Annotated in this window: 14 protein-coding genes; 11 read left to right on the forward strand and 3 right to left on the reverse strand. The window is 36.0% G+C overall.

The genetic code is table 11. From position 1 onward, the window contains the following. Positions 1-7: 7 nt before the first annotated feature. The 6 genes from ggt to ACEN25_RS03420 all read left to right on the forward strand — a co-directional run bounded on the left by ggt (position 8) and on the right by ACEN25_RS03420 (position 8,920). Positions 8-1,762: a gamma-glutamyltransferase gene (gene ggt, locus ACEN25_RS03395; RefSeq protein WP_441801656.1), complete on the forward strand. Its 1,755-nt coding sequence runs from the start codon at positions 8-10 to the stop codon at positions 1,760-1,762. 158 nt (positions 1,763-1,920) lie between these two features. Continuing rightward, positions 1,921-2,514, forward strand: a complete 594-nt coding sequence (locus ACEN25_RS03400) for a transcriptional regulator (protein WP_441801657.1) — start codon at positions 1,921-1,923, stop codon at positions 2,512-2,514. Next, a complete protein-coding gene (locus ACEN25_RS03405; protein WP_441801658.1) occupies positions 2,514-3,269 on the forward strand; it encodes a DUF3307 domain-containing protein in 756 nt (251 codons plus the stop codon). Before ACEN25_RS03400 ends, ACEN25_RS03405 begins: the two co-directional genes overlap by 1 nt. Positions 3,270-3,321: 52 nt before the next feature. Then, a complete protein-coding gene (locus tag ACEN25_RS03410) occupies positions 3,322-4,191 on the forward strand; it encodes a sterol desaturase family protein (RefSeq protein ID WP_441801659.1) in 870 nt (289 codons plus the stop codon). Between the two features lie 141 nt (positions 4,192-4,332). Then, positions 4,333-7,434, forward strand: coding sequence for a SusC/RagA family TonB-linked outer membrane protein (locus ACEN25_RS03415; protein ID WP_441801660.1), 3,102 nt, complete (start codon positions 4,333-4,335; stop codon positions 7,432-7,434). A 1-nt stretch (position 7,435) separates the two neighbouring features. After that, complete coding sequence (locus tag ACEN25_RS03420) at positions 7,436-8,920, forward strand: SusD/RagB family nutrient-binding outer membrane lipoprotein (RefSeq protein ID WP_441801661.1); 1,485 nt, start codon at positions 7,436-7,438, stop codon at positions 8,918-8,920. On the opposite strand, the gene ACEN25_RS03425 is transcribed toward ACEN25_RS03420, so the two are convergent. Both ACEN25_RS03425 and ACEN25_RS03430 read right to left on the reverse strand, forming a co-directional pair. Beyond that, positions 8,917-9,969 carry a pyridoxal phosphate-dependent aminotransferase family protein gene (locus ACEN25_RS03425; RefSeq protein ID WP_441801662.1) on the reverse strand — a complete coding sequence of 351 codons (1,053 nt, stop codon included), beginning with the start codon at positions 9,967-9,969 and terminating at the stop codon, positions 8,917-8,919. The two genes, ACEN25_RS03420 and ACEN25_RS03425, sit on opposite strands and share 4 nt — an antisense overlap. Continuing rightward, positions 9,966-10,976 carry a dipeptide epimerase gene (locus ACEN25_RS03430; protein ID WP_441801663.1) on the reverse strand — a complete coding sequence of 337 codons (1,011 nt, stop codon included), beginning with the start codon at positions 10,974-10,976 and terminating at the stop codon, positions 9,966-9,968. The genes ACEN25_RS03425 and ACEN25_RS03430 overlap by 4 nt, the downstream gene beginning before the upstream one ends. A 153-nt stretch (positions 10,977-11,129) precedes the next feature. Between ACEN25_RS03430 and ACEN25_RS03435 the strand changes: the two genes are divergently transcribed. Both ACEN25_RS03435 and ACEN25_RS03440 read left to right on the forward strand, forming a co-directional pair. Next, on the forward strand, positions 11,130-12,467 hold the full coding sequence (locus ACEN25_RS03435; RefSeq protein ID WP_441801664.1) for an MBL fold metallo-hydrolase: 1,338 nt from the start codon (positions 11,130-11,132) through the stop codon (positions 12,465-12,467). Between the two features lie 392 nt (positions 12,468-12,859). Then, positions 12,860-14,089: an outer membrane beta-barrel protein gene (locus ACEN25_RS03440; RefSeq protein ID WP_441801665.1), complete on the forward strand. Its 1,230-nt coding sequence runs from the start codon at positions 12,860-12,862 to the stop codon at positions 14,087-14,089. Positions 14,090-14,165: 76 nt separating this feature from the next. Here the strand turns inward: ACEN25_RS03440 and ACEN25_RS03445 are convergent, their stop codons facing one another. Continuing rightward, positions 14,166-14,957: a transglutaminase-like domain-containing protein gene (locus ACEN25_RS03445; RefSeq protein ID WP_441801666.1), complete on the reverse strand. Its 792-nt coding sequence runs from the start codon at positions 14,955-14,957 to the stop codon at positions 14,166-14,168. 285 nt (positions 14,958-15,242) lie between these two features. On the opposite strand from ACEN25_RS03445, the gene ACEN25_RS03450 reads away from it, so the two are divergent. The 3 genes from ACEN25_RS03450 to udk all read left to right on the forward strand — a co-directional run bounded on the left by ACEN25_RS03450 (position 15,243) and on the right by udk (position 16,981). Next, positions 15,243-15,800: a YeeE/YedE family protein gene (locus ACEN25_RS03450; protein WP_441801667.1), complete on the forward strand. Its 558-nt coding sequence runs from the start codon at positions 15,243-15,245 to the stop codon at positions 15,798-15,800. Then, on the forward strand, positions 15,800-16,213 hold the full coding sequence (locus tag ACEN25_RS03455; protein ID WP_441801668.1) for a DUF6691 family protein: 414 nt from the start codon (positions 15,800-15,802) through the stop codon (positions 16,211-16,213). The genes ACEN25_RS03450 and ACEN25_RS03455 overlap by 1 nt, the downstream gene beginning before the upstream one ends. A gap of 159 nt (positions 16,214-16,372) precedes the next feature. Then, positions 16,373-16,981 carry a uridine kinase gene (gene udk / locus ACEN25_RS03460; RefSeq protein ID WP_028375135.1) on the forward strand — a complete coding sequence of 203 codons (609 nt, stop codon included), beginning with the start codon at positions 16,373-16,375 and terminating at the stop codon, positions 16,979-16,981. Positions 16,982-17,017: the final 36 nt, after the last annotated feature.

A 17,017-nucleotide genomic window follows, 5' to 3' on the forward strand; every position in this document is an offset into this window, starting at 1 on the left:
TGCTTGTATGGTTAAACGCTACGTATCATTTAGAAAAATCAATCAAACCTTAGTTGTAGGATTTCTTTGTTCTTTAATTCTTACCAGTTGCAAAACAGAAAAAACAGAGACAAGATTAATCAATCGAGGTCAACTTGCAGATAGTATTATGGTCGTTTCTGCCCGGGAAGAAGCTTCTCGTATTGGTGCAGAAATTCTTAAAAATGGTGGTAATGCTTTTGATGCGTTAATTGCCGTAGATATGGCGCTCAATGTGGCCTATCCGTTTGCAGGAAGCTTAGGTGGTGGTGGTTTTATGGTGTATAGAAAAGCAAATGGCGAGACGGGCAGTATAGATTATCGTGAAAAAGCTCCTATCGCAGCCACACACGATATGTACCTGGATCAAGAAGGCAATCCTATAGATTCACTGAGTAGACAGGGTTCATTAGCAGTAGGTGTTCCCGGGGGTATGGCCGGTATGTTTGCCATTCATAAAAAACTGGGATCTATGCCTATGGCAGATATTTTAAAACCGGTTATTGAACTAGCTGAAAATGGTTATATGATTACTGAAAACCAATTAGCACGTTTTAAAAATTATGCTCCTGTATTTTATCAGGTTAACGGTAAAGAAACATTGTATTCTATTGGCTTCCGCGAAAGTGATACCGTTAAAATAAAAGCAGGAACGCTAATTAAAAATCAGGTTTTAGCCGAAACTTTAAAGCGTATTGCTGCAAATGGTGAGGATGAATTTTATAAGGGCGAAACAGCTCAAAAACTGGTAGCCTTTATTCAAAAACACGGTGGTATTATAACGCTTGAAGACCTTAAAAATTATAATGCTGTATGGCGTGAGCCTATCGTATCTACCTATAAAGGTTTAAAATTAATAGGAATGCCACCACCTTCAAGTGGTGGTATATCATTAGCTCAGATTTTTAAAATGCTTGAGCCTTATAATCTTAAACAATACGGTCATAACTCTTTAAATAGTATTCAACTTATAACCGAAGCAGAACGTCGTGCTTACGCAGATCGTAGTTTTTATCTGGGAGATCCTGATTTTAATGATATTCCTATTGATAGTCTTACAAGTGAAATTTATGCTCATAGGCGTATGCAGAACTTTAGTTTTGATAAAGCAACCCTTTCTTCAGAAATAAAACATGGGGAAGTTGCAGGTTACGAGTCTATGGAAACTACGCATTTTTCACTAGTTGATCAATTTGGGAATGCGGTAGCCCTTACCACTACCCTAAATGGTGCCTACGGATCTAAATTATATGTAGATGAATTGGGTTTTTTCTTGAATAATGAAATGGATGATTTTAGCGCCAAGCCGGGTGTTCCTAATATGTTTGGCCTTATAGGTGCAGAAGCAAATAAAATAGAACCTCAAAAACGTATGTTAAGTTCGATGACACCCACTATTGTAGAAAAAGACGGCAAATTGTGGATGACTGTGGGTACGCCCGGCGGTTCTACAATTATTACATCGGTTTTACAAACCATTTTAAATGTTAGCGATTTTGGTATGGGTATGCAGGAAGCTGTAGATGCACCACGCTTTCACCACCAGTGGTTACCAGATGTAGTTACCTTTGAGCCAAATGCCTTTGGTAAAATTTTGCTAGATAGTTTGAGTTCAAAAGGATATAAAATTCAGCAAGAAAATAGTGTTATTTTAGGTAAAGTAGATGGTGTACTTGTGTTACCAGACGGAACTCTTGAAGGTGGCGCAGACCGTCGGGGTGATGATACGGCTGTAGGTTTTTAATTTTTTTGATTTAGGAACTATTCTGTTTAAAGTATATATCATGATTTATAACCTATATAGTGTATAAAATATATTATATTCTATTTAGTATATATTTAAATTTATACCCTTTTTAATGTATATTTAAATACTAATTACGAATACTTATTATAATCAATATGCAAGCAGTATTAACAGGAGATATTATTAGTTCTCAATCTGGCAATGACTGGCAGCAAGAACTTATACGTGTATTAAATATATACGGTTCAGAGCCTAAGGAATGGGAATTATTTAGAGGAGACAGTTTCCAATTAGAACTCCAGGCAGAACAGGCACTAGCCGCTGCCATACATATTAAAGCCGCGATTAAGACTTTTTCTAAACTTGATGTACGTATAGCAATAGGCCTGGGAGATAAAAATTATAATGCATCTAAAGTAACGCAATCAAATGGGAGTGCCTTTGTACATTCGGGTACTGCCTTTGATACCATTAAAAAAAATACACTGGTTTTACAGTCAGATCAAGCAGAATTTGATACCACTATAAACCTAATGTTAAATCTCGCTACTTTAACTATGGATTTATGGCCACCCGTGACTGCAGCTATAATTAAAACACAGCTAGAACACCCTCAGCTCAATCAAACCGAATTAAGTGAATTACTAGGTAAAGCGCAAAGCGCAATTAGCAAAGCGCTTAACCGGGCAGGCTACGCAGAAATTACCAGACTCATTCAGTATTACACAGAAACTTTAAAAAAATACTAATGTTAACGCTCGCTATAAAACTCATTCTCGCGCATATTATTGGTGATTTTGTACTACAGCCCACAAAGTGGGTCAACCATAAATTAAAAAACGGTTATAAATCAAAATATCTAATTGCACATATTGCTGTACACCTTGCGGCACTTCTTGTTGTATTACAATTTAACCCTACTTATTTTGCGGGTATTCTAGGCATTATCATAACACATTATGGTATAGACATTCTAAAAATTAAATACACGACAAAAAAGAATGGCAGCAAACTATTTATTGCAGATCAACTCGCTCATCTTATTGTAATCAGTTTTGTAGTGTATTGCTACGCTCCATTTAACATTGACATCGATTTAATTTATCAGCCTAAACTCTTATTACTACTTACACTGGGCTTTTTCGTGACTTTTGTAACGGGTATTTTAATGCGCTTATTTTTACAGCCGTGGCAAGACGCCATAGAGCCGAATGCAAAATCAAAAACCGGCAAAACAAAAAGTACATCTCTTGCAGGAGCCGGTAAAATAATAGGAATGTTAGAACGCTTATTTGTTTTTGGTTTTATACTCCTTAATGCCTGGTCTGCGATAGGCTTTCTAATTGCAGCAAAATCAGTGTTTCGTTTTGGTGATCTCACAGAAGGTAAAAACAGACAGCTCACCGAATATGTTTTAATAGGCACACTCCTGAGCTTTGGTATTGCAATAGGTGCAGGCCTAATTTTTAACTATTTAGAGGCTAATATTATTAAGCCTGCGTAAGAAATTCGATAAAATACCGACAGAATAAACTGTAAAACACATAATCCCTAACGTGAATAAGTACCTTAAAATAATAGAAGATTCTTTTGTAGGTTACTTTGATTATCTCATCCAAGAGATAACAAACCCAGGATGGACCAATTATTTCTATTGGCTAATAGGTTTATCTCTTCTCGTCTTTGCATTAGAGATTAGTATACCCTGGCGTAAAAAGCAACCCATTATTAGAAAAGGATTTTGGCTCGATGCGTTTTATATTCTTTTCAATTTTTTTCTGTTTTCCTTAATAGGCTACAATGCGCTATCTAATGTAGGTGTTGAACTCTTTAATGATTTTCTGGGCATTTTTAATATTGAAAATTTAGTGGCTGTTGAGGTAGATAATCTTCCCGTATGGGCACAATTGCTCATTATGTTTATACTAGCAGATTTTATACAGTGGAATGTGCATCGTATGCTACACCGTGTACCCTGGCTCTGGAAGTTTCATCAAATACATCATAGTGTAAAAGAGATGGGTTTTGCAGCACAGTTTCGCTTTCATTTTATGGAAACATTAGTTTACAAAAGCGTACAATACATTCCGCTGGCGATGATAGGTTTTGGTATTGAACAGTTTTTTATTGTGCACATGTTTTCAGTATTTGTAGGTCACCTCAACCATGCAAATTTAGACTGGAGTTATGGCAAGCTTGGATATATCTTCAATAATCCGCGTATGCACATCTGGCATCACGCAAAACAACTACCACCTCAGCACCGGTACGGGATGAACTTTGGTTTAACACTAAGCATCTGGGATTATCTTTTTGGTACTGCATATGTTCCGCAAAGCGGAAAAAATCTGGAAATAGGTTTTAAAGGAGATGAGCATTTTCCTTCTAACTTTAAAGATCAAACCCTCTATCCTTTTAAGAATTAGCAGGCATCATTCTCAATTATTTACAATAGTTGAATATTACCAATTTTAGATTCTATATTATCATAATTAATAACTTTAACTAGCAAAAAACGTATAATCGTTATGTTTTTAAGAAATTAGTAGTAACTAACTCTATTTCTTATGAAACATATTTTACTTGGAATAGTCTCGCTATTCCTCTTCTCTCCATTGATGGCCCAGACCATTACGGGCACAGTTACAGACAGCTACGGTAATCCTTTTCCCGGAGTTTCTGTACTAATTTCTAATACAAATAAAGGAACTACAACAGACTTTGATGGTAATTATAAAATAGATGCCCCAGCAGGCACGATTTTAAAGTTTACCTACTTAGGTATGCAGACGCAGAATATACCAGTAGCAAGCAATCTGGTTATTAATGTACAAATGCAAGAAGATACAGAACAGCTTAATGAAGTTGTCGTAACTGCATTAGGTATTAAAAAAGAAAAACGTGCAATTGGCTATGCCATGCAAGAATTGAATAATGAAGAACTTACGCGTAACAGCAATAATGACGTATTAGGAAGTATGCAGGGCAAAGTGGCCGGTGTAAACATCTCAAATACCAGTGGCGGAGCCGGTGCAGGATCGAGCATTATTATACGAGGTATCACTTCTTTAAGTCCCAATAGTAATAACCAGCCTCTCTTTATAGTAGATGGTATTCCTATAAGTAATGATGCTCCTACCGGTAACATCTTGCCAAGCACGGGTTCTAATGCACCTGCAAGTTCAGAACAATTTTCATTTACAAACCGGGGCGCAGATTTAAACCCTCAGAATATTGAAAGTGTAAGTATTCTTAAAGGTCCCGCTGCTACAGCATTGTACGGGCTTAGGGGAGCAAATGGTGTCGTTGTAATTACAACTAAACGCGGATCTCAAAACGGACTTAAATTTAGTGCTAAATCTACGGTAGGTTTTAATGAAGTAGGTAAAACCCCTTCTGTGCAAACAAAATACCGTGAAGGTTCAAATCAGATTGCAATTTCTACCGTTAACAATAACGTACCCGGTGGGTTTACGTATGCCGATGGATTTAATAGTGGTTTCCGCACATTTGGTCCTGAGTATGGCCCTGGCGATAAAAACTATGACAATTTTAGAAACCTGTTCAGAAAAGGATTTGTTTCAAACAATACCTTTGGAATTAATGCCGGTGGCAAAAACGCTTCGCTTTACGCTTCAGTAGGCTATTCTAAAGAAACAGGAATTGTACCCAACACAGATTTTGAACGAAAAACAATCAAACTTAATGGAAATATCAACGTAACAGATAAATTTACCATTCAGCCTTCAATCACCTATATAAATTCTGGCGGAAAGCTTGCTAATGGTGGTGATAAGTCTATTATGAGTTCTTTATCTTACTGGTCTCCTACAATAGATGTAAATGATTACCTCAACGCAGATGGCAGTGAACGTGATTTTACAAAAGGAGTTGTTGATAATCCCAGATATTTTGCAGAAACCAGTTTTCTAGACAGTGAAGTAAACAGAATCCTCGCAAACACTAAACTTGCTTATGAATTTGCAGACTGGTTTAATCTTTCCTATCAATTAGGTATAGATAATTATTACGACAAAAGATACCGCTATGTGGCATCAGATTTAGATCCCGGCACTGCTGTTAACGGTTTTATTGTAAAGGAAGGCATCAATTATAATGAGATTACTTCAAATTTATATGCAAATTTTACTAAGCAAATAAGTGAAGACTTTAATACCAGCTTATTAATAGGTAATCAAATTTCAATAATAGAATCTAATCGAAATACGCAACGTGCAGAAGGTCTTTTAAATGGAAAACTCAATGATTTTGATCAAGCAACAAATTACTATAGTGATTTAGGAGGTTCTGAGCGTCGCATTGTGGGCCTTTTTGGAGATTTAAGATTGGATTATAAGAACAGTATATTTTTAAACGTAACTGCTCGTAATGACTGGTCTTCTACCCTACCTAAATCTAACCGAAGCTTTTTCTACCCTTCGGTGAGTCTAAGTTATTTACTATCACAAACACTTAAGGATGCAGATGCTCTACCGGGCTTTTTAAGCTATGCCAAATTTAGAGCTTCGTATGCCGAAGTAGGTAAAGATGCGCCTCCCTATATAGGCGTATATTACGATCAACCTTCAGACTTTCCGTTTGGAACCATAGATGGTTTTTCAAGAGAAACAACCGGAGCCTCAAATAATCTCGAACCTGAACGTACTAAAGGCTTAGAAATAGGTACCGAACTTAAATTCTTTAAGAATAGATTTGGTATAGATCTTACACTTTATAAACAAAATAGTGAAAACCAAATTCTTGCAGTTCCTGTAGCGCAAACATCAGGATTTAGTTCATTTTATCTGAATGCAGGAGAAATAGAAACAAAAGGTATAGAAGCACTTATAACCGCTACAGCCGTAAAGTCAGAAAATTTCAATTGGGATTTTACACTTAACTTTTCAACCGTTGAATCTAAAGTTTTATCACTACCTACAGGTATAGACGAGATTGTATTTGCAGACAGTGGTTTTGCAGGTGTTATTTCAAAATTAGAAGTAGGCGGCGCGGTAGGTGACCTTTACGGCTATGTATGGGAGCGTGATGCAAATGGTAACCGCATAATAGACAGTAGAGGACTTCCTAATATTCTTACAGGACCGTCTGACCGTGTAAAAGTAGGTAATGCAATGCCAGACTGGTTAGCGAGTTTAGGCACAAGTATAACCTATAAAGGCCTTTCCCTGTCTATGCTTGTAGAACGCAAGCAAGGAGGTGATTTATATGACAGCGGTCAGCGTAATGGGCTGCGTAATGGTATTCTTAAAATAACTGAAGAACGCTATGGTGGTCTTGTTTTAGACGGAGTTCTTGCAGATGGTTCACCTAACACTATCCCCATTGCAGATGGTCTTATTGAGAATACCTATTACAGAGGTTCTAATGTATACAACCGTGCTTCAGAAATCCTGGTTGAAGATGGTTCCTGGTGGAGGTTGCGTAACGTGACGTTATCCTACGAATTGGGATCTAAAATTGTAGATCAACTTCCGTTTGACCAGGTAAGCTTTAGCCTAACCGGAACAAACCTTTGGGTAGATACTCCTTTTAGAGGTTATGATCCTGAAGGATCTCAATTTAGCGCAGGAACTAATGCGTATGGGTTTACAGGACTTAATATACCTAACTCCCGCTCTTATTTATTTTCAGTAAATCTAAACTTCTAAAATGATGAAAAATTTAAACCTATATATACTTGCATTAAGCAGCATAACATTATTTAGCTGTGATGATTTTTTAGGAGACAATGTAGATCCTAATAAACAGTTACTAGAAAATTTAGGCCCCGCAGATTTGTTACCTACCTCTATAGAATATACCTCATCTGCTTTTTATGGTATTGCAACAGGTATGTGTCTCTATTCACAACAATTGGCAGCTTACACACCCGTGGGAGCAAATATTCAGCAAGAAATACAGCTAGAAGGTGGCTGGTCTAATATTTATTTACAAGCCTTACCAGATATCGAAACTCTAAATCAGCTTGCTCTAGATGCAAACTCTACCGGTTATCAAGGTATTGCTAAGGTTCTAAAAGCAACAAATCTGGGGCTTGCAACAGACCAATGGGGAGATGTTCCCGGTTCTACAGCTACCCAGGGAGAACAAGACTTTACACCGGCATTTGAAGCACAGGAAGACATTTATATACAAATAAATATTTTACTTGATGATGCAATTGCATTGCTAAGTCAGGCAGATACCACTGTGGGTTCGCAGGATTTGATTTATGGTGGAGACTTGACAAAATGGATAAAAACTGCCTACTTTTTAAAAGCAAAATATGCCATACACACTACCGAAGTTGATCAGGCTGCGGCTGTTGCTGAAGCCTTAAGTAATGTTTCTAATTCGTACACTTCAAATGCAGATGATTATCAATTAATGTACACCACGCGTAATTTTAATCCCTGGAATGCCGGCGTTGTTTTACCTCGTAATACCGGAAATCTTACTCTTTTACTTTCAGATCAATTGGTAAGTTTAATGGATGGGTCGCAACTCCCTTATGATGTAATTACTCAAGATCCAAGATTGCCATTAATTGCAAGTTTAAGTCCAGGCGAAACCGAATATCTGGGAGCTATTAACGGTACTAACGGTCAAAATCAACTTTCACCTTCTATTTCAGCAACAGCAGATTTGGGAGCAGAAAATTTCTATTCGTCACAAACTGCACCCATAGTAATGGGAAGTTATAGTGAATTAATGTTCATACAGGCTGAAGCGTTATTTCTTCAAAATGGAGGTACTGCGACTTCTACAGGAAGCACCGCAGAAGCATATACAGCCTATTTAACGGGTATTGAAGCTAATCTTGACAAAGTGGGCGTATCAACTGCAAATAAAGCGGCATATCTTAGTGATACCTCTATTGCAGTGGGCGCAGCAAACCTTACTTTAGAATTAATTATGCGCGAAAAATTTATAGCCACCTTTTTAAACCCGGAATCCTTTGTTGATTTACGACGCTATAATTTTAATCCCGCTGTTTTCACAGGACTGGCATTACCCGAAAATTTAAATCCAGATCTTAATGGTAAATGGGCCCGTCGTGCACAGTATCCTGCAAGTGAACAAACCCGCAATGGTGCTGAGATTGAAAAAGTTACAAAGTCTATAGATACCGGTGTCTGGTGGGATAAAGATTAAGAACTGTAAAACTGATTTATAGCTTGTGTGAGTTTGTCGATATCTTTTAAAGTATGATGTGCACTTAATACAATACGAGTAAGTCTATTTGCGCCACCACCGGCATATTCAAAATCAGTTACACAAATGTTATATGCTTGCAGATATTTAACCAGTTCAAGATCTGTAAAGTTAAAACCTGCGTGACCTTTATTAAATTGAAAATGGGTAATTGTATCCAATTGATTTAAAAAATAAGAAATAGTAGCCTTTAGCTTATTTTGCTGAAGGCTTACTTGTTTCAAAACACTTCCTAAAGTAGCTAGTGCAGCAGGTGCAGCCGGGCTTGCCCCTGCAAAAAATGAACGAGACCTAATATCGTCTAGCCTGCTTGATTCTCCTAAGATAAAACCTGCCGGTGTTGCTAGTGCTTTTGCTAAAGAGCTACAAACTAATATCTCTTTTGCGCCCAAGGCTTTTAGTGCAGAAAAGGAGCCACTACCACCATTTCCTACCACACCTATGCCGTGAGAATCATCTGCGATCACAATAATCTTAGATAATGGAAAGGTTTTGAGATATTCAAAATCAGGATAATGATCTGTATTAAATGAAATACTATCAAAAAAAACAACTGGTATTACATCTTTACTATTCTTAAGCACATCTAAAATTGCGGATTTAAATTTGTCTTTAGTCGAATATTTTAAATCGGTATGATGTCTTAAGGCTGCATGTGAACCGGGAAAATGAAATAATTGATAACGGCTGTTATCAAAATAATCTCGTAGTACCTGTCCCGCCATAAACCCGGAGGATAGTGTAAGACAAGAAGGCGCTTTAGTAAAATTAGCAAGTTTAGCTTCGGTTTTCTCATAAATACTGAGTTGTATATTACTATTTCGGGAAGCACCATGGCTGCTTCCGTATTGCATAATATGCTCAGCATACACTTTGAGAAATTCAGGATTTGTTTGTAATCCTAAATACGAAGTTCCGCCAAAATAGAGATATTCTGAACCTTTATATAAAAATGACCTTCCGGGATTATGATCTAAAACAAAATTCATAAAAGCTCAATTCCACTACCACCCATTACCGGAAAGATAACCTTTCCTCCTTCTTCGATTTTTACTCCCGTAGCAATGTCTTCTTTAAGTAACATAGCACCATCCATATCTACATAATCTAATTGTGGTAACAATTGTGCAATTGCTGAAATTCCCACAGTAGATTCGGTCATACAGCCTACCATAACTTTTAAATTAAGCTGTTTTGCTTCTTCTATCATACGTAACGCAGGTGTTAGACCACCACATTTAGTAAGCTTTATATTGATTCCGTCAAAATTCCCTGCACATTTTACTACATCACTTTCAACGATACAGCTTTCATCTGCTATAATAGGTAGAACCGCGTGTTGTTTTACATTTTTGAGACCTTCCCAATCATTTGCTTTTAATGGTTGTTCTAAAAATTCTACTCCAAGATCTTTTAATGCAACTGCATTTTTGATAGTGGTTTCTGCATCCCAGGCACAGTTTGCATCTACTCTAAAAATAGCATTGGTATGTTTACGTAATTCTTTAACTATAGCAACATCATCTGCAGTGCCTAATTTAATTTTATAGATAGGCCAGGGCTGCTCCTGCATTTTAGAAACCATCTTATCTATAGTATCCAGACCTATTGTGTAATTACTTATGGGATATTTTTCTACAGTGGTATTCCAGAGTGCAAATAAGGGTTTACCTTTTAATTTCCCGAAAAGATCGTGGGCTGCGAGGTCGAGGGCGCAAATCGCAAAATTACTCAACCCTTCCTCTACTAAAAACTGATGAAAATGAATCGGATTAGTTAATTCAAACGCTTCAATCTTCTCCTGAATTGCTTCAATTTCGGCCTGCATACTTTCAAAGGTAATCTTGTAATATGGGTTTGAAGTAGATTCTCCGTAGCCTGTCTTTCCATTAAGAGTAAGACATGCAATTAAGCTATCTTGAAAGTCGTGCGATTCTCTTGATATGGTGAAAGTATGTTTTAATGGTAAAGTGTATTTTTTTAAAGTAAGTTTCATAATAAATACAGCGGTTGTTTAAAATTTAAAAGTAAGTATTTGTAAACAGCTGCAACCAGATCGAGATATCTTTTAGAAGCTTTTAACGCTATGTATCCTAGGTTACAGCCTCCTAATAACTTCTAAATTATTTTTACCAAAAATTAATGACTCATGACTATTAAACAATTTGAATATAAGCCCCTTTCTCACTTTTCTTATGCGATACTATGCGGTAATAAAATTACCTTAGTTGACCCTGAGCGTGATCCTGCTCAGTATTACAAATTTGCGGAAGAACATAATGCAACTATTGTTGCCGTTTTTGAAACACATCCTCACGCAGATTTTGTGAGTTCACATTTACAAATACATAAAGAAACCGGCGCAATACTTTATGCAAGTAAACTCGTTGGCGCAGATTATACCCATAAAACCTTTGATGACGGCGATGTTGTTAAAATAGGAAACATAACCTTTACAGCCTTGAATACACCGGGTCACTCGCCAGATGGTATTACAATAGTAGCTACGGAAGATGAAAATACCGCACTATTTACAGGTGACACCTTATTTATAGGAGATGTTGGCAGACCCGATTTACGGGAAAAAGCCGGAAACACAAAAGCAAAACGCCTTGATCTTGCAAAATCAATGTTCAAGACTATTACTCACGTATTTAATTCCTTACCTAATGATGCTATCGTGTATCCTGCTCATGGAGCGGGCTCTTTATGCGGAAAAAACATGAGTAGTGAAGGGAGTAGTACCTTAGGAGAACAACGTGAGACGAATTGGGCATTTAATACACATACCGAAAGCGCGTTTGTAGACCACTTACTCGACTCACAGCCATTTATTCCGCATTACTTTGGTTATAATGTAGACATCAATAAAAACGGCGCAGCTAATCTTAAAGGCAGCATCGCTGATATTCCGCTAAAACTTAAGGATGAACATTTAAATGGTGATGATTTAGTAATAGATACACGCGATGAACAGTATTTTAAAAAGGGTCATAAACGCAATAGTTTTAATATCATGGCACTAGAAGAAAACCACAAATTTGAGACGTGGTTGGGCTCTATTGTAAAACCTGAAGAAGAATTTAGTATGGTTGCTAAAGATTACAGTCATGCTGAAGAATTACTAAGTCGGGTTGCTAAAATTGGGTACGAAAGTCAGGTCAAACAAATTTATACACTTGGAGAGCAGAGTTGGATAAAATCTTCAGTATTAGATTTGAAAAAATTCAAAGAAAATTTAGAAGCATATACAATTATTGATATTAGAAATCAAAGCGAAACGGAGGCTGGTAAATTTTTTGATAAAGCACTTACCATACCGCTACACGAGTTAAGAGAGCGTATTGCTGAAATACCTAGAGATAAATCTATTGTAGTACATTGTGCAGGCGGTTATCGCAGCGCTGCCGGTAGTAGTATTGTCGCTCATCATATTAAAGAAGTTCCAGTTTATGATCTGGGTGAAGCGGTTAACGAGTTTAAATAATAACAAATACAGGAAGTGCCAAGTTACCCACGGTTAACGGTTGAATGCCAGAGGAGTTTGTGATTTTTTCCTGTTTGATTTAAAATTTTATTTGCTTTATAATTGTTTTTTTTCAAATAAATTAACCAGTCTAAATGAATATTCATCTAAAATAAAAATGGCACACAGTTAAATCTTCAGTATCTAAACTGAGGATCTCACGGCAACGAAAAAAATTTGAATATTTTTTTTCGTTGCTTTTTTTTTGGATTTAGGAGAATTAAAATAAATAACCATAGCATTTGTATAACTCCATAAATTTTAAAATTTACAGAATTCAGTAATTATTAAATTATAATTAATTCTATTTTCGTAATTATTATTTCTAATAATCAACTGTAAATTAACAGCACATGTCAAAAATTACTTTTCTCGTATTTATTTTAATGACTATGGGAGTCCAATGTTTTGCTCAAACGTCGTTTGAAAAAGGATACTTTATAAATAATTCTGGAAATAGGATTGACTGTTTAATCAAAAACTATGATTGGAATAATAATCCTACCGAAATTGAATATATGCTTACCGATAATGGTGATATTCAAAAGGCTGTAATTGCTAATATCCAAGAATTTTCAGTTATTCATAAATCTAAATATGTCAAAGCCACTGTAGATATTGATAAAACAAGTAATAAAATTAAAGATCTTGATGAAAACCGCGAACCTGAATTTATTAAAGAGACCGTATTATTAAAAATACTGGTTGAAGGTGATGCGAATCTTTACTTATATCATGAGGGTCAACTAACTCGTTATTTTTTCAGTACCAAAAATTCAGAAACTAAGCAGTTAATTTATAAGCAATACCTAACCACAAATAGTAAATTACGATCAAACAACTATTATTTACAACAACTCTTTAACGAGGTAAATTGTGATAACAAAAAAAGTTCAGATTTAGAAAGTATAGAGTACGATAAGCGAGATCTAGTAAATTACTTTGTTGATTACAATAAATGTATAAATCCAGATTTTCAAATTGCGGAACTAGAACCTGAGCGCGATATATTTAATTTAACTATTAGACCGGGATTAAAATCGAGCGCATTTTCTATTGAAAATTCTTCTAGAAATGACAGAGATACCGAGTTTGAAAGTGAACTCTCATTAAGATTAGGTATTGAAGCCGAATTTATTCTTCCATTCAATAATAATAAATGGGCATTAACGCTAGAGCCTACCTATCAATCTTATAAAACTAAATATTTTGATCCCAATGAAGGTTTCAATACAGAGTTAACAAGTACTGTTGATTATCAAAGTATTGAAATACCTTTAGGTTTAAGACATTATTTATTTCTAAATAATAATTCTAAATTATTTGTAAACGTACTGTATCAGTTCAGTATAGATTTTGGTTCTTCAGTAGATTTTGAGCGAAGTGAAGGTAGAAATAAAACGTCGTTAGATATTAGAAGTAATCCCAATTTAGCTTTGGGATTAGGTTATAAATTTAAAGATAGATACAGTATAGAATTAAGACACGATTTAAAACGAAATTTATTAGGTACGTATCCTAATTGGAATTCCAACTTTAAAAGTACTTCTCTAATAGTTGGATATTCTATATTTAATAAATAACATTGATGATTTTTAGACCAAAAAATTAATGCAGATCAGTGTATGCTCAAGCTATCTGTTAAGTAAAATTATCTCATTAAAATTCAGCAATACGCTCAACTTTTACAAGCTGTTCATAGGGAAATACCGATGGTCCAAATTGGTTAAAAACAGCCACATCTGCTGCATCGCGCCCTAAACCCAAAATAACGTAACCTCCTTGTGATCCTAGCTGCGTAGCATCAAAGGTGTACCATCTATTCCCTATATAGGCTTCAAACCATGCGTGCATATCCATAGGTTGTAAATTGTATAAGTATCCTACTACAATACGTGCAGGAATGCTTAAACTGCGACACAATGCAATTCCTAAATGTGCAAAGTCTCTACATACCCCATAGCGTTTATGGTTAACCTGTACCGCAGATAAGGGTTCATTATTACTGCCGGGTAAATAACTTATAGTAGCACGCATCCATTCTGTAATTGCTGACACTTGATTATAACCTGGTAATTGACCCTGAGTAATTGTAACTGCAAGATCATTAAAGCAATCAGACTCGCAATACCTACTGGGTAATAAATAACTCAATATAGAATCTGGTAAATTTTGAATTTCAACAAAATGAGCTCCAAAATTTTGGTCACTATATTCAGTAGTGACTACCTCTGAGGTTGTAGCTATAGAAAACAAACCCTCTTGAGCTGTTATTCGCTGACACAAATTGCCATAATTATCTGTAAACTCGCTTACAGCAGTGCTGGGCGTTAATTCATACTCCTGACGTTCTATCCATTGCTGACTACCGCTGCGTGGTCTGAGCATGAGAATAAATGGGGTAGGCACTACAATTTCAAACTTCAAATTACAGGTAATACGTAGTCGCATAGGTTTAATTATAAATGCATTATTATTAACAACTGTCTACTTAAGTATTTGCTTAGTCCAATTTCGATTAATTTAATAGGTTAATACCTAAAAATCAGATTTGTTTAACACAATTAGCGCATTAGCGATTAAAAGTATTTTAATTGAACTTTTTGCAAAATAGAGTACTATAATTCTTCATTTTAATCAATCTGTGTAACTCAGGTTACGTACATCTCTTGCAAGTTTGTAGTTCTTTGCTCGACTTATAGACAGTTATATAATAAACCCTATTAAACCCTAAATATGAATTGGATTTCTAATCCCTGGCCCTGGTATGTTGCCGGCCCTTTAATTGCCCTTACAATGTTTATACTTCTTTATGCAGGTAAACAATTTGGAATGTCTTCAAATCTTAGAACCTTATGTTCTGCTACAGGTGCAGGTAAAGCATCAGACTTTTTTAAATTTAATTGGAAAAATGAAAAATGGAATCTTACCGTAATGGTAGGTGCTGTTCTAGGAGGCTTTCTTGCTTCACAATTTATGTCTAACAACACGGTTGAACTTGCTCCAGATGTTATCACTAAATTAAAGGGATACGAGATCAACAGCGCAGGGGAAGCCTACCTCCCTACCGAAATTTTTAGTCTAGAAGCATTAAGCAATCCTATGAACTGGTTTATTTTAATTATCGGTGGGTTTCTTGTGGGGTTTGGAGCCCGCTATGCAGGAGGCTGTACCAGTGGTCATGCCATTTCAGGATTGAGTAATTTACAATTACCCTCACTTATTGCAGTTATAGGTTTTTTTACAGGCGGCCTTATCATGATTCATTTTATTTATCCCCTAATTTTTGCGTAATGAAAACAATTGTTTATTTAATAATAGGTACCTTTTTTGGTATCATAATGTATAAATCTGAAGCGGCGTCCTGGTTTCGCATTTTTGAAATGTTTGAATTTGGTTCTTTCCATATGTATGGTATTATAGGATCTGCATTAGTTCTGGGCGTAATAGGAGTACAAATCATAAAACGCTTTGACATAAAAGCAATTAAAGGCCAGGATATGCACCTGAAGCCCAAAAATAAAAGTGTAGCTCGCTATGCTATTGGCGGAATATTATTTGGTTTAGGATGGGCATTGGCAGGTGCCTGTCCCGGACCAATGTATGTACTTGCCGGCGCAGGTTATCTATCGATTTTAATTGTGATTTTAGGAGCCCTTCTGGGCACCTTTATCTACGGAATTGTAAAACATAAACTTCCACATTAATATTTATAATAGATCCTCAAGCGATATTAATCTAAATATAAAGTATTAAGCATCTTCTAATCCCTATTTGAAGGTGCTTTTTTATTTTGTGAATAAGCGGCAAATACTATGATGCACTTAGTGCGTTAAGTTTCCTATTTTTGCGCTAAATTATTTTTTATGCTTATTATAGGAATAGCCGGCGGTACCGGTAGTGGTAAAACAACCGTGGTAAATCAAATTGTTCAGGAACTACCGGAAGGTGAGGTAACCGTAATCTCTCAGGATTCGTATTATAGAGATACGTCTCATTTAAGCTATGATGAGCGTGTAAAAATAAATTTTGACCACCCTAAGTCTATTGATTTTGAATTGCTATGTCAGCATCTTGAACAGTTGAAACAAGGTGAAACAATAGAACAACCTGTTTACTCATTTGTAAAACACAATCGTACCAGTGATAAGGTTATCACACACCCGCGTAAAGTAGTTATCGTAGAAGGTATTCTTATACTTACCCACCCCGAGATACGCGATCTTTTTGATATAAAAATATATGTTCACGCAGACTCAGATGAGCGTTTAATACGTCGTTTAAAGCGAGATATTGCTGAGCGTGGCAGAGATTTAGAAGAAGTGCTTACCCGATATCAGACTACATTAAAACCCATGCATCAGCAGTTTATAGAACCTACTAAAGAGTATGCAGATATTATCATACCTTATAACCGATACAACAACGTGGCGATCGATATCGTTCGCAGTATTATAAATCAACGATTGGTTTAATTAAATTAGCTGTACGTGTCTTTATTAAAAAAACTC

It is taken from the genome of Leeuwenhoekiella sp. W20_SRS_FM14, assembly GCF_052119605.1.
In the GTDB taxonomy this organism is placed as follows: domain Bacteria; phylum Bacteroidota; class Bacteroidia; order Flavobacteriales; family Flavobacteriaceae; genus Leeuwenhoekiella.